Genomic DNA, 14,457 nt, shown 5'->3' with positions numbered 1-14,457 from the left:
CAAATTTTTGCCCCGCTTCTCATTTGGACGCGGGGCTTTTTTTTCGGCTGGCGCTAACCTCCACCTCCTCTTGGAGGAGCACCCTGTGGGAGCAAAGCTTGCTCGCGATAGCAGTGTGTCAGTTGCATTGCTGCAAAATGTGCCACCCTCATCGCGGGCAAGCCTTGCTCCCACACTGACTCGGGCAAGCTTACCCTCGGCCCATGAGATGCTTCACAGGGTTTGACTCAAGCCCCCACCTGACCGAAGCTTGCGGCATTTCACGCTTCTGGTAATGGATTCCCTGCATGCTCTCGCCTCGCCGCCGCTATCTGCTCCTCAGCCTCTGTGTCCTGTTGGTGATTGGTCTTGTCGCGGTATGGCTACGCAGCACCACGCCGCAGATCCCTGAAGCGATCAAACGTGGCTACAGCGAAGCCTTGGGAAGCGCCCGCAACGGGCAGCCAGGGGCAGCGCGGATGCTTTACCAGCAATTGGGGCGTCCGGACCTTTCGCCCAAGCGCCGCGTGTGGCTGCACGCCGAACTGCCCAACTACCCCAGCCCCCAAGCTCTGAAGCTGGCGGACGCGGACCTGCACAGCGAATCACCGGACGTGCGTCGGGCCGCCATTGGCAGCATCGTCGGGCTGGTGCCGACGGGTCAGCGCAGCCTGTTGCTCGGCCCGCTCCTGGATGATGACGACCAGAATGTCCGGTTCGCCGCCGTGAACGCGCTGCTGGGCTTGTCGCCGGATGACCTCGGCCTGTATTTCGGGGCGATGCAGTTAGCCATCGACACCTGGGAACAGGTGCTCGAGGACGGTCCGAAAACCGCTGAGACCCACTACCAACTCGCCCGACTGCACCTGCACAACGCCGAACTGAAGAAAGCCCAACAAGCCCTTGAACAGGCCTTGCGCCTGCAACCGGACAACCTGCCGGCGCTGGTCATGCAGATCGAGGTGCTGGACAAACAGGGCCAAAGCGAAGCCGCACGATTATTGCTCGCCCGACAGTTGCAAACCCAGCCAGCGTCGGCTTATCTGCAACATGCGCTGGGCATGTGGCTGCTGCAACACGGCCAGAACGAGTATGCGGTGCTCGGCTTGGCAAAAGCGGTGGAACTGGAGCCCGAGAACCGCCATTACCGCTATGACCTGGCGACCACCCTGCATGCCGAGCAGGAAGTGGAAGCGGCGCTGAAACAGCTGCAGGAAATTGTCCAGCGCTACCCCGCCGACCGCAAGGCACGGGTGCTGCTGATCAACTATTGGAAGGAGACCGGCCAGTTGCAGAATGTTCAAATCCTGCTGGCGCAACTTGAACAGTTGAACCCCGACGATCCGGCGCTGCAACAGGGTCTGTAGGCCCTTCGGTGCATGCCGAAAGTTGTGCAATACACCGCGTTTTATCGATGTAAGCGGAACCGCCATCAGCGCCAAAGGTCAAGTGTTCAGGCAGTTGAATTCAGGCGTTACCCCGCCTGCTGCCCACTTCCCTAGTCATGAGAGGGCTATTTTTGTCTACATCTAACGAGTTGATCAGTGCAAAAGCCGCCACCGGCATCGAAGGACTGGACGATGTCCTTTCCGGTGGTTTGTCCCGCGGCCATGTGTTCCTGCTTGAGGGGGAACCGGGGACTGGTAAGACCACGGTCGCGCTGCATTTTCTGTTGGCCGGCGCCAAGGCTGGCGAGCGCTCGTTGTACATCACGCTATCGGAAACCGAGCGTGAACTGCGTCAGGGCGCAACCTCCCACGGGTGGACGCTGGACGACAACATTCATATTTTCGAACTGACCCCGCCCGAAAGCCTGCTCAATGCCGAGCACCAGCAGAGCCTGCTGTACTCCTCGGACCTGGAGTTGGGCGAAGCGACCCGACAGATCTTCGAAGTGGTCGAACGGGTCAAGCCGACCCGGGTGGTGCTCGACAGCCTGTCGGAGATTCGCCTGCTGGCGCAAAGCTCCTTGCGCTATCGTCGCCAGATCCTCGCAATCAAGCACTACTTCGTGCGCTACGACGCCACAGTCCTGCTGCTCGACGACCTGACCACCGAGTCCCTCGACAAGACCGTCCACAGTGTCGCCCACGGGGTGATTCGCCTGGAAGAACTGACCCCCAACTATGGCGCCGAACGACGCAGGATCCGGGTGGTCAAGTATCGCGGGCAGAAATACCGTGGTGGTTACCATGACTTCACCATCATGGGCGACGGCGTACACGTCTTCCCACGCCTGGTGGCCGCCGAACACCGTGGCCAATACCTGCGCCAGCAACTCTCCAGCGGCATCGGCGAACTGGACGCCCTGCTGGGTGGCGGTATCGAGACCGGTTCCAGCACGTTGATCCTCGGCCCGGCGGGGACCGGCAAGTCGCTGATAGCACTGATTTTTGCCGCAGCCGCCGTGCATCGCGGCGAGAAGGCCGCGCTGTTCATCTTCGATGAAGAACTGGGCTTGTTGTTCGAACGCATGAAAAACATCGGCATCGACCTGCAAGCCCTGCAAGAGACCGGCAACCTGCTGATCGAACAAGTGGACGCCGCCGAGCTGTCCCCTGGCGAGTTCTCCCACCGCGTGCGCCGTTGTGTCGATGAGGGCGATATCAAGACCGTGGTCATCGACAGCATCAATGGCTATCAGGCGGCCATGCCGGAAGAGAACGCCCTGGTGCTGCACATGCATGAATTGTTGCTCTACCTCAACCGCAAGGGCGCGGCGACCTTCATGACTGTTGCGCAGCACGGTCTGGTCGGCGACATGCAGGCGCCCGTGGACATTACTTACCTGGCTGACACGGTGATTCTTTTGCGTTATTTCGAAGCACTGGGCAAAGTGCGCCGGGCGATTTCCATCATCAAGAAACGTACGGGCAGCCATGAGTCGACCATCCGCGAATACCGCATCAGCGGCTTGGGCATGACCATCGGCGAGCCGCTCGAGGCGTTCCAAGGCGTCTTGCGAGGGGTTCCCACTTACATGGGCGAGAGCAACCCGCTGCTCAGGGATGAACACCGGTGACGCTGGCCGAGCCCCTGTCCGAGCGGGCGCTGATCCTCGCGCCGCTTGGGCGGGACAGCCAGATCGCCTTGATGATCCTCAATGAGGCCGGTTTTGCCGGCCTCATCTGCCGTCATCTGGGCCATTTGTGCGAAGAACTGGAAAAAGGTGCCGGCCTGCTGGTGATTTCCTCGGAAGCCCTGGTGGGGCCCGATCTGGAAGCGCTATTCCTGCACATCGAGCAGCAACCAGCCTGGTCTGACCTGCCCATTGTCTTGCTGACCCATCACGGCGGCCCGGAACAGAACCCGGCGGCGCGTATCGGTACGCAACTGGGCAACGTGACCTTCCTTGAGCGCCCTTTCCACCCAGTGACCCTGATCAGCCTGGTGACCACCGCCCTGCGAGGCCGTCGAAGGCAGTACGAAGCCCGCGACCGCCTGATCGACCTCAGCAACAGCGAACTGCGCCTGCAAACCACCCTTGAAACCCTTGAACAGCAAGTGGAAGAACGCACGGCCCAGTTGCGCCATAACGAAGAGGCACTGCGCCAGTCGCAGAAAATGGAAGCAGTCGGCCAACTCACCGGCGGTATCGCCCACGACTTCAACAACATGCTCACCGGGATCATCGGCAGCCTCGAACTGCTGCGCCGGCGCCTGGCCCGGGGCCGCACCGAGGACCTGGACAGCCTGATCGACCTGGGCGTGACCTCGGCCAACCGCGCCGCCGGCCTGACCCATCGCCTGCTGGCGTTTTCCCGTCGGCAATCGCTGGACTCCAAGGCGGTCCAGATGAACACGCTGGTGTTGTCCATGGGCGAGCTGCTGCAACGCAGCCTCAACGAAAGCATCCGCCTGGACATGCAGCTGGACGAACAGCTCTGGATCGCCGAAGCCGACCCCAACCAACTGGAAAGCGCCCTGCTCAACCTGGTCCTCAACGCCCGGGATGCCATGCCCAATGGCGGGAACCTGGTGGTAAAGACCTGCAACCGGCACCTGGATGCCGATTTCACCGACGCCTACACCAACCTGGAACCCGGCGACTATGTGGTGCTGAGCGTGCAGGACAGCGGTTGCGGCATGCCCGAAGCGATCATCGGTCGCGCGTTCGATCCGTTCTTCACCACCAAACCAATCGGCCAGGGCACCGGGCTGGGCCTATCGATGATCTATGGGTTCAGCAAGCAATCGCGCGGGCATGTGACCATCGACAGCGAAGTCGACAAAGGCACCACTGTGAACCTTTACCTGCCGCGCTTTCGCGGTGAGGAAATCCACGAGCCCCAGGTCAACACGCCACACGCCCCGTATGCGCAGGACGGTGAGACCGTGCTGATCGTCGAGGACGATCCAGCGGTGCGAGTGCTGGTGAGCGCGGTGTTGAGCGAGCTGGGTTATGCCTTTGTGGAAGCGGCCGACGCCAACGGCGCAGTACCGATCCTCCAGTCAGGCCAACGCATCGACCTGCTGATCAGCGATGTGGGCCTGCCCGGCATGAATGGCCGGCAACTGGCGGAAATCGGCCGGCAGATCCGCCCGGACCTGCCGATACTGTTCATCACCGGTTACGCTGAACATGCAGCCGTACGCGGCGGTTTCCTTGACCCGGGGATGCAGATGATCACCAAACCGTTCACGTTTGATCTATTGACGGCCAAGGTCCGGGAGATGATCACGGTTCCTTGATTTTGTGGGAAGGCCCTTAACCCTGTGGAAAGGTCCTTGATTCTGTGGGAGCAAAGCTTGCTCGCGATGAAGTCGCCTCGGTTTCAGGAAGACCCAGTGGGCCTCATCGCGGGCAAGCCTTGCTCCCACAAAGCCTTGCCCAATCCAAACAATACTTATGAAACCTACGACAACATCGACTGCATGATGGCCTGCAGCTCATCCAGGTCGAACGGCTTGTCCAGGATCGGTGCCTTGCGGGTAATGGGGCTGTCAGTGTCGCGCACTTCCTGCGCGTAGCCACTGATGAAAATGACCTTCAGCTCGGGACGCAACTTGACCGCAGGCTCGGCGATCTGCACCCCGGAGATACCACCCGGCAGGCGGAAATCGGTAATCATCATGTCCAGATGAGGCTTGCTCGCCAGGATCTCGAACGCCTGGGCACCGTTTTCGGCCCGTAGCACCCGGTATCCCTCGCCCGACAGGTAGGCCGACAACACCATCAGGATCGACGGGTCATCCTCGACGATCAATACAACATCTTGCGCATCTTCACTCATGAGAAGCCTTTGTTCGATCAATAGCTGCTGATACGACCTTGGGGTCTCTCAGAGGTTGCGTCTGTTCGGCGGTTTTGTCCAAGACAGTTTTCTGCAAGGGCAGGCAAACACGAAACAACGCCCCGTCATTGAGGCGACTGTTGACCGTGATGGTCCCGCCATGAGCCGCGACAATCTGCTCGGAAATGAACAGCCCCAGCCCAAGGCCCGCAGCGGCCGCCTTGGACGATACGCGCTCGAACTGCTGGAAGATACGTTTCTGGTTTTCCTCGCTGATACCGATGCCATGGTCCTGGACCTCGATACAGGCGTGGTCGGGCGTCTTGTAGACGCGCACCTCGATCGGGCCCTTGCCACCGTAGCGCAACGCATTGGTCAACAAGTTCGAGATCACCTGCTCGATACGAAACTCATCCCAAAGTCCCTCCACCGACGGTTCGGCCAGGCAGGTCAACGAGCACTCGGCGACGGCTATCTGCGGCTGGAAATTGCGCAGCAGGTTCTCCACCAGTGCCGTCAGGTTGAAGCGGGTCGGGCGGATCGACAGCTTGCCGGTGCGAATCCGCGAGACATCCAGCATGTCCTCGATCAACCGGATCAGGCTCTTGATCTGGCGCTCGTCGCGCTCGACCATCGCCCGCACCTTGTCCAGGCTGAAGGCTGCGGCGTTGTCCCGGGCCAGGTGCATCTTGCGCAACTGTGTCTCGAGGATAAGGCCATTGAGGGGCGTGCGCACTTCGTGGGCGACGATGGACATGAAGTCGTCACGCATGCGCACCGCTTGCTCCAGCTCGCCACGGGTGGCCTCCAGTTGCTGCAACAGAACCTCCTGCTCGCGGCGACTCTGCTCAAGGGCTACGACCTGCTCCTTCATGGCCTTTCGTTGACGGTACAACTCGACGAACACATTGACCTTGCTTTTGACCGCTTGGGTGTCCAGCGGCTTGTGCAGGAAGTCCACCGCACCGTTTTCATAACCGGTAAAGGCATAGTTGCGTTCACGACCTGCGGCACTGACGAAAATGATAGGGATGCTGCGGGTCTTCTCCGTGCCGCGCATCAGCTCGGCCAGTTGGAAACCGTTCATGTCCGGCATCTGCACATCGATGATGGCCAGGGCAAAGTCGTGTTGCAGCAGCAGGGACAGCGCTTCGTCCGCGGACAGGGCCTTGAAGACCTCGCGGTCGCCGCCCTTGATCAACGCTTCCAGGGCCAACAGATTCTCAGGCAGATCATCGACGATCAGCAGTTTGGCTTGAATATCTCTTGGCATGTGGTTCATTCCAGCCCGGCCAGCAATTGGCCGATGCCTTGCAAAGTAAGGATATGGTCGGGCTCGTGCAGGGCCAGCGCCGCCTCGGGCATGGTCGAGACCTGGGCTTCACCGGGGTCCTGGACCACCGTGATCCCCCCCAGCGCCCTGACCTTCGCCAAGCCACAGGCACCATCGTTGTTGGCGCCGGTCAGCACCACGGCCAGCAATTTCTGGCCGTAGACATCGGCGGCCGATTCAAACAACACATCGATGGACGGCCGCGAATGATGCACCGGCTCCTCCAGGCTCAACGACAGGCTACGGTCAGCCTCGACCGACAAGTGATAGCCGGGCGTGGCGACATACAAGGTGCCCGGCACGATGTCTTGCTTGTCCCGGGCTTCCTCCACCGGCACCGCCAGACGATGTCCGAAGACACGGGCCAGTTGGCTTTCGCGCTCGTCCGGCAAATGCAACACCACCAGGATGGGCACGCCAAAGCCTTTGCGCAGGTGTCCGAAGACCCTGAGCAGTGCCTCGACGCCACCGGCCGATGCACCGACGACAATGGCTTCGATGGGCGGATTGGATCTGTCCTTGGTCTGGTTCATAACTTGCGATAGATCCGTTCCTGTTTGACCAACGGTTCGAATCGATGGCCGTAAGCCGAGAAATCCAACGTCTCCTTACTGCCCAATACCAGGAAACCACGGTGACAAAGGGACTCATGAAACAGTCCAAACGCACGATCTTGTAGTTTCTTATTGAAATATATCAATACGTTACGACAGGAAATTAACTGAGTTTCTGAAAATACACTGTCGGTCGCCAGGCTGTGATCGGCAAAGGTCACGTTCTCGCACAGGGTTTTGTCGAACATCGCATAATCGTAGGCGGCGGTATAGTAATCGGCAAACGAGCGCCGGCCTCCGGCGGCCTGGTAGTTCTGGGTGTAGGTGCGCACGTTTTCCAGGGAAAAAATCCCCTGCTTGGCTTTTTCCAACGAGCGCGGGTTGATATCGGTGGCATAGATGAGCGTGCGGTCCAGCAGGCCTTCTTCGCGCAACAGGATCGCCATGGAGTAGACCTCCTCCCCCGTGCTGCAACCGGCGATCCAGATCTTGATCGAAGGATACGTCCTGAGCAGCGGCACGACTTCCTCGCGTATGGCCAGGAAATGCGAGGGGTCGCGAAACATCTCGCTGACCGGGATCGTCAGCAGTTGCAGCAGTTGCATGAACGCTCCCGGGTCGTGCAGCACGCGCTCCTGCAATGCCGAGATGGTCCTGCACTCGAACTGGCTCAGCGCATGGTGGACCCGGCGCTTGATGGACGCACCGGAATAGTCGCGAAAATCGTAGCTGTACTTGAGGTAGATCGCTTCGATCAACAAACGAAGTTCAATGTCGGTGTCACGTTCCACTAAATTCTTTCCATATTCGGCAACCACACGCGAATCAGCGAGAACAGACGATCCAGATCGATCGGTTTGGCCAGGTAGTCGTTGGAACCCGCCGCCAGGCAGCGTTCCTGATCATCCTTCATGGCCTTGGCCGTCACGGCAATAATGGGCAGCTTGCGCCAGCGCGGGTCCTTGCGGATCAGCGCGGTGGCTTCGAAACCGTCCATCTCCGGCATCATTACATCCATCAGCACCAGGTCGATGTCGTCGAATTCGTTCAGGCGATCGATCGCCTCCAGGCCGTTACGGCCGATGACAACGATCGCCCCCTTCGCCTCCAGGGCGCTGGTCAGGGCAAAGATGTTGCGCACATCGTCGTCCACCAGCAGCACCTTGCGGCCTTCAAACACCTTGTCGCGGCTGCGGGCGGTCTTGAGCATCCGCTGCCGTTCATGGGACAACCGGGATTCGACTTTGTGCAGAAAGAGTGTCACCTCGTCCAGCAGGCGCTCTGGCGAGCGGGCGCCCTTGATGATGATCGAGCGCGAATACTTGCGCAGTTCGGCCTCTTCATCGCGGGTCAGGTTGCGCCCGGTGTAGACGATCACCGGCGGGAAGGAACAGATGTCTTCACTGGACATGCGCTTGAGCAGGTCATTGCCGAGCATGTCCGGCAACTTGAGGTCGATGATCATGCAGTCGTAGACGTTGCTCCGCAGCAGGTCCAGGGCTTGCTGGGCCAGGCCAACGGCGGTGATCTCGATGTCATCGTCGCCGATCAGGCGGGTAATGCTATCGCGTTGCAGGTCATCGTCCTCCACCAGCAGCACCCGCTTGACCTTCTGGGTCAGCTTGGCTTCCAGGCGGGCGAACACATCCTTGAGTTCTTCGCGGGTGGTCGGCTTGACGGCATAGCCGATGGCGCCCATGTGCATGGCGGCTTCGACGCGGTCTTCGACGGAAATCACGTGCACCGGGATGTGCCGGGTTTCGGCCCGTTCCTTGAGCCGCTGCAACACCGTCAGCCCGGAATGATCCGGCAGGCGCATGTCCAAAAGGATCGCGTCGGGAGCCAGTTGCAAGGCCAGGTCGAAGCCTTCATCGGCACCGTGGGCCACCAGGCACTGGTAACCGAGCTCATGGGCCAGGTCGAACAGGATCCGGGCGAACTTGGGCTCGTCCTCGATCACCAGGATGCACCGGGTGTCGAACGGCGCCTTGTCGCGGTCGTCGGCAAATCGGGCAATCGACGTATCCACTTCAGCGATCAGCGGTGCCGGGGCGGCTTTGGGTGCAGCCGGCGCTGGCGCAGTGGCCGTCGGGGTGAACGTCATCGGTTCCATCGGCGAGTCCCCGGGCTCGACATAACGTTCAGGCATTACCAGCGTAAACACACTGCCCTGCCCCGGCTCGCTGGAAACGCAGATCGAGCCGCCCAGCAACGTGGCCAGGTCCCGGGAAATCGACAACCCCAGGCCGGTGCCGCCGTAACGACGATTGGTCGTGCCATCGGCCTGGCGGAACGCTTCGAAGATGCTTTGCTGCTGATCGGCGGCGATGCCGATCCCGGAGTCGCGCACCATGAACGCGATGCCCGAGCCCGGCTGCCCGGCCACCGACAGGCTGACGGTGCCTTGCTCGGTGAACTTCACGGCATTGGACAGCAGGTTCTTGATCACCTGCTCCAGGCGCTGGCGATCGGTGTAGAGCATCGCCGGCGCATCGGGCAATACCTGGACCTCGAACCCCAGGCCCTTGTCGGCTGCCAACGGCTCGAACATGTCCCGCAGGCCTTCCACCAGACGCTGCACGCTGGTGTTTTCCGGGCGCACTTCCAGCTTTCCGGCCTCGACCTTGGAGATGTCGAGAATATCGTTGATCAGGTTCAACAGGTCGTTGCCGGCGGAGTAGATCGACTCGGCAAACTTGACCTGTTCCTCGCTGAGGTTCTGCTGCGGGTTTTCCGACAGCAGCTTGGACAGGATCAGCGAGCTGTTGAGCGGCGTGCGCAGCTCGTGGGACATGTTGGCCAGGAACTCGGATTTGTACTTGCTCGAACGCTGCAACTCTTCGGCGCGCTCCTGCAACTGGATCTGGGCCAGGTTCAGCTCGCTGTTCTTCTGGTCCATGGCGTCGCGCTGCTCGGCCAATTGCTCGTTGGTCTGCTCCAGCTCCTGTTGCTGGGCTTCCAGGTGGGCCTGGGACTCCTTGAGAATGCGCGACTGCTCTTCCAGTTCCTCGTTGGCGGTCTTGAGCTCTTCCTGCTGCACTTGCAGTTCTTCGTTCAACTGCTGGGTTTCGGCCAGCACTTCCTGCAAGCGCTGGCGATAACGAGCGGCCTCGATGGAGGTGCCAATATTGCCGGAAATCAGCTCCAGCAGCTCAATGTCGCGCTCGGTCAATGGCCGCAGGAAGCCCAACTCGATGACACCGTTGATCCGGTCATCGTCACTGGTGGGCGCTACCAGCACGCTGTTGGGCAGCCCTTGTCCCAATCCGGAGCTGACTTTCAGGTAATCGTCCGGTACGTCATCCAGGCGAATGAGACGCCCCTGTTGCACGGCCTGGCCGGCGATGCCTTCACCGTCGACAATCTTCTGCTGCTGCGCGTCATCCTCCCGGGACAAACCATAGGTGGCGACGCGCTTGAGCACGCCATTTTCTTCTCGCACATAGAGCGCAGCGACCGCCACATCCAGGTACTTTGCACAGAACTGCAAGATGTTGCGGCCCAACAGGTTCAGGGACAACTGCCCCAGGACCTGCTCGGCCAACTGCGTCTGGCCATTGCGCAACCAAGCCTGCTTCTCCAGGTGCAAGGCGCTGCGTTGCTGGACCTTCAGGCTGGCGCCGTAGCTCTCGGACAAGCTCAACAGATCCCGGCGGCCGACGTAGGCCAGCAACCCACTGACTGCGGCGACGAACAGCAGGTACAGGGCAATGCTCCAGACAGTGGTGGTGCGCACGTCCTGGCTACGCGCCGCACGCAGTTGCTGCTCGGTATCGACGATTTCCTCGAAGGTTTGGCGGATCTCGTCCGTCAAGCGCTTGCCGCGCCCGGACCTCACCGCACTCCGGTAATCCCCGCTGCTGCGTTGCAGGTCGATCAAGCCCTGGGCGTACTTGGACCATTCCGCCTGGATCGCTTGTATCTTGTGCAGCCGGTCGGTCTGGACGGGGTTGTCGGCTGTCAATTCCAGCAGTGTATCCAACGCGACGGCGATCCGCGGCTTGGCCACTTCATAGGGCTCGAGAAAGTGCTCGTCACCGTTCAACAGGTAGCCACGCATGCCGGTTTCCAGGTCCACGCTCAGCTTGAGCGCCTCATTGGCATTATTGATCACCCGGTCGGTATGCCCGACCCACTGGATCACCGACAGCAAGTACGTGACAAGGATGATGAAAAACACCGAGCTGAGGGCGCCCATGCCCAGCGGCAGGCTGATATTGCGGCTCAGGAGCTTGCGAAAACTTTGCTCGTCGACCGAAGACGAAGGAGTCATGGAAAGGGCCTTGGTGGACAGTTGAAAACCGTGGAGTTTGCCCGAAAAACGGCGCTTGGATCCACATTATCTGACGAGTCAAAGGCGCAACTCCCGCGACGATCTACCTTGTAGCAAGGAAGCGACTATCCTTGTCAGCTCTTGTACTATAGATCCTTTCTTGTACAACCTTGGGAACTTGTGCCGCCTCGGTACTTACTCATGAAAGAGGCTCATGAAAGAGACTTTTTTTCGAGTCTCCCTCCCGCTCCCTTCTTCGAGAATGTCTACTATGTCCACCCCTCCTCCTCCTGCCACCCAGTCCACCATCCTGGTCGTCGAAGACGATGACATTGTGCGGATGTTAATCGTCGACGTGCTGGAGGAGCTGGAATACCAGGTGCTGGAGGCGGATGGTTGTGAGCAGGCGCTGGCATTTTTGCACAACGACGCGCAGCCCATCGCACTGATGATGACTGACGTCGGCCTGCCGGTCATGGATGGGCGCGAATTGGCGAAACAGGCCCGAGCCGTGCGACCACAACTGCCTGTGCTGTTTGCCAGCGGTTATGCCGAAAGCATCGATGTGCCTGAAGGCATGTCGGTGATCGGCAAGCCCTTCTCCATCGATCAGTTGCGAGACAAGGTCAAACGCATTCTTTCTTGAGCCGGATCGTATTCTTGGTCACTATCGGCGCCCCGCGCGCCGATGGCGCCTGATTCGCTTCGAGGAACTCCCAGCTCATGCATCACCCCACCGCCACCAAGGTCCTGGTCATCGGCTATGTCTGGCCCGAACCGCGCTCATCGGCTGCCAGTGGGCATGTCATGCAGATCCTCGACACGTTCCTCGGGCAAGGCTGGGACATCACTTTCAGCAGTCCGGCAGGTCCAGGCGAACACCGCGCCGACCTGCTCGCGCTGGGTATCCGCGAAGTGCCGATCGAACTCAATAGCAGCAGCTTCGACGCCTTCATCAGCGAGCTGGCGCCGGACATCGTGCTGTTCGACCAATTCATGATGGAAGAACAGTTCGGCTGGCGGGTCGAGAAGCACTGCCCCGGCGCCCTGCGGGTGCTGGAGACGTCAGACTTGCAGAGCCTGCGCCACGCTCGGCACCAGCGTTTGAAGGACCGCCTGAAACACGATGAGGCTGGCGAGGATTTCAGCGACCTCTTCGCCCCGGCCCTGGGCGAGGAGTTCCAGCGGATGGCCGATACCGACCTGGCCAAGCGGGAAATCGCTGCTTTGTACCGCTGCGACCTCAACCTGATGGTGTCCGAGGTTGAAATCGAACTGTTGGTGGAGCACTTCAAGTTGCCCCGTAACCTGCTGCACTGGTGCCCGTTGATGCTGGACCTGCCCGGCGAGCCGCCGGTACCGTTCGAGGACCGGGCGCATTTCCTGAGCATCGGCAACTTTCGCCACGCGCCGAACTGGGACGCCGTGCTCTGGATGAAAAACGCCATCTGGCCATTGATCCGCCAACAATTACCCGGCGCGCAACTGCACCTGTACGGCGCCTACACCCCGCCCAAGGCCGCCGCGCTGCATAACCCGGCCCAGGGCTTTCACATCATGAACTGGGCCGAGGACGCCTTGCAGGTGATGTCGGCGGCACGCATCTGCCTGGCGCCGCTGCGTTTCGGCGCTGGCATCAAGGGCAAGCTGATCGACGCCATGCTCTGCGGTACCCCCAACGTCACCACACCCGTGGGGGCCGAAGCCATGCACGGCGACATGCCCTGGCCCGGTGCGATTGCCCAGAGCGCCGAAGGCATCGCCAATGCGGCGGTGCAGTTGTATCGCGACCAGGCGCGCTGGACCCAGGCCCAGGATGCGGGCCTCACTTTGCTTGCCAGCCGCTACCGGCAACAGGTGCATGGTCCGGCGCTGATCGACAGCCTCAACGCTTGCCGGGTGGACCTGGCGCAACGACGCCGGGACAACTTCACCGGCAGCATGCTGCGTCACCACCAGCACAAAAGCACCCAATACATGTCCCAGTGGATCGAAGAAAAAAACCGCAACGGTTAGACGTCAGAGTGGCAGCCGCCTGGCGAAGGGGGCATTATCCGATGGCGATAACAATAAAAGCGCCAGGCCATGACCCGAACAGCCAGAATCACCGACCCCTCCTACGAGTTGATGGACGACCATAACGGGTTGTCCATCATCTACCGTCAGCACGGTTTTCCCTGCCCGCTGGTGCGCTGGCATTTCCACAAGGAATACGAGTTGCACTTGATCGTCGCCAGCTCCGGCAAAGTGTTCATTGGAGACTACATCGGCAACTTCTATCCCCAGTCGCTGTTCCTCACCGGCCCCAACCTGCCCCATAACTGGATCAGCCAGGTGGCCGAGGACGAAGTGGTGCACAAGCGCGATATGCTGGTGAACTTCACTGATGAGCTGTTCGAAAGCGGCCACCAGGTATTCGCCGAACTCAAGACGGTCGCACCGCTGCTCGAGCGTGCCCAATACGGCATCGAGTTCCGCTGCAAGCGCACCATCCGCCAGGCCATGACCCTGATGCAGCGCATCGCCGATTCCCAAGGCATGAGCCGCCTAGGGCATTTTTTCATCCTGATGGAGCTGCTGGCCGCCACGGATGACTACCAACTGCTTTCCGGCGCGACCTCTGCGCAAGCGGCGGACGAACACAGCGTCGACCGCACCAACCGCGCGGTGGACTACATCTTTGCCCACTACGCCCGGGAACTGTCCCTGGAAGAAGTGGCCGAGCACCTGGGCATGAAACCCACCTATTTCAGCCGGGTGTTCAAACAGGCCACCGGTCGCTGCTTCATTGAATTCGTCAATCGCCTGCGCATCAGCAAATCCTGCGAGTTGCTGGCCGACGGTGATAAACCGGTAACGGACGTGTGCTTCGAATCGGGTTTCAACAACATTTCCAATTTCAACCGGCGTTTCCAGCAGCTCAAGGGCATGACCCCGTCCCACTACCGGCGGCTGGCGGTGCAGCGGTTGACCGAGCAGAACCAGGGCTGACCCCCCTCACCACAAATGATTTCCCCCCTCAAAAATTTTCTGCAGTGCAAAAAAGTATCAGCACAAGTGCGACGGATGATTTGTCACGCCGTC

11 protein-coding genes are annotated in these 14,457 nt (G+C 60.4%); 6 read left to right on the top strand and 5 right to left on the bottom strand.

The window, feature by feature from the left end:
• Positions 1-287 precede the first annotated feature (287 nt).
• The 3 genes from AB4O22_RS10090 (at position 288) to AB4O22_RS10080 (ending at position 4,671) form a co-directional block, all read left to right on the top strand.
• Entirely contained in the window at positions 288-1,346 is a 1,059-nt protein-coding gene (locus AB4O22_RS10090) for a tetratricopeptide repeat protein (protein WP_003202300.1), read from the top strand.
• A 152-nt stretch (positions 1,347-1,498) separates the two neighbouring features.
• The gene (locus AB4O22_RS10085; protein ID WP_003202301.1) at positions 1,499-3,001 is read left to right on the top strand and encodes an ATPase domain-containing protein; all 1,503 of its coding nucleotides are present in this window, start codon (positions 1,499-1,501) and stop codon (positions 2,999-3,001) included.
• Positions 2,998-4,671, top strand: coding sequence for a response regulator (locus AB4O22_RS10080; RefSeq protein ID WP_013693470.1), 1,674 nt, complete (start codon positions 2,998-3,000; stop codon positions 4,669-4,671). Before AB4O22_RS10085 ends, AB4O22_RS10080 begins: the two co-directional genes overlap by 4 nt.
• Before the next feature lie 164 nt (positions 4,672-4,835).
• Here AB4O22_RS10080 and AB4O22_RS10075 read toward each other — a convergent pair whose 3' ends face one another.
• From AB4O22_RS10075 to AB4O22_RS10055, 5 genes are read right to left on the bottom strand one after another with little or no spacing between them, the layout of a single operon-like run.
• Entirely contained in the window at positions 4,836-5,213 is a 378-nt protein-coding gene (locus AB4O22_RS10075; RefSeq protein WP_013693471.1) for a response regulator, read from the bottom strand.
• A complete protein-coding gene (locus AB4O22_RS10070; RefSeq protein ID WP_027911593.1) occupies positions 5,206-6,486 on the bottom strand; it encodes a hybrid sensor histidine kinase/response regulator in 1,281 nt (426 codons plus the stop codon). The genes AB4O22_RS10075 and AB4O22_RS10070 overlap by 8 nt, the downstream gene beginning before the upstream one ends.
• A 5-nt stretch (positions 6,487-6,491) precedes the next feature.
• Complete coding sequence (locus AB4O22_RS10065; protein WP_003202309.1) at positions 6,492-7,079, bottom strand: chemotaxis protein CheB; 588 nt, start codon at positions 7,077-7,079, stop codon at positions 6,492-6,494.
• The gene (locus AB4O22_RS10060; protein WP_003202312.1) at positions 7,076-7,891 is read right to left on the bottom strand and encodes a CheR family methyltransferase; all 816 of its coding nucleotides are present in this window, start codon (positions 7,889-7,891) and stop codon (positions 7,076-7,078) included. Before AB4O22_RS10060 ends, AB4O22_RS10065 begins: the two co-directional genes overlap by 4 nt.
• A complete protein-coding gene (locus AB4O22_RS10055; RefSeq protein ID WP_013693473.1) occupies positions 7,891-11,373 on the bottom strand; it encodes a response regulator in 3,483 nt (1,160 codons plus the stop codon). The genes AB4O22_RS10060 and AB4O22_RS10055 overlap by 1 nt, the downstream gene beginning before the upstream one ends.
• 271 nt (positions 11,374-11,644) lie before the next feature.
• Between AB4O22_RS10055 and AB4O22_RS10050 the strand changes: the two genes are divergently transcribed.
• The 3 genes from AB4O22_RS10050 (at position 11,645) to AB4O22_RS10040 (ending at position 14,364) form a co-directional block, all read left to right on the top strand.
• Positions 11,645-12,019, top strand: coding sequence for a response regulator (locus tag AB4O22_RS10050; protein WP_003202315.1), 375 nt, complete (start codon positions 11,645-11,647; stop codon positions 12,017-12,019).
• Positions 12,020-12,096: 77 nt separating this feature from the next.
• Entirely contained in the window at positions 12,097-13,389 is a 1,293-nt protein-coding gene (locus AB4O22_RS10045) for a glycosyltransferase (RefSeq protein WP_100263798.1), read from the top strand.
• Between the two features lie 69 nt (positions 13,390-13,458).
• Complete coding sequence (locus AB4O22_RS10040; RefSeq protein ID WP_003202319.1) at positions 13,459-14,364, top strand: AraC family transcriptional regulator; 906 nt, start codon at positions 13,459-13,461, stop codon at positions 14,362-14,364.
• The last annotated feature ends 93 nt before the right edge of the window (positions 14,365-14,457 follow it).

This window comes from Pseudomonas sp. S3_B11 (assembly GCF_054667715.1).
This window is presented reverse-complemented; position numbering and strand designations above follow the sequence as displayed.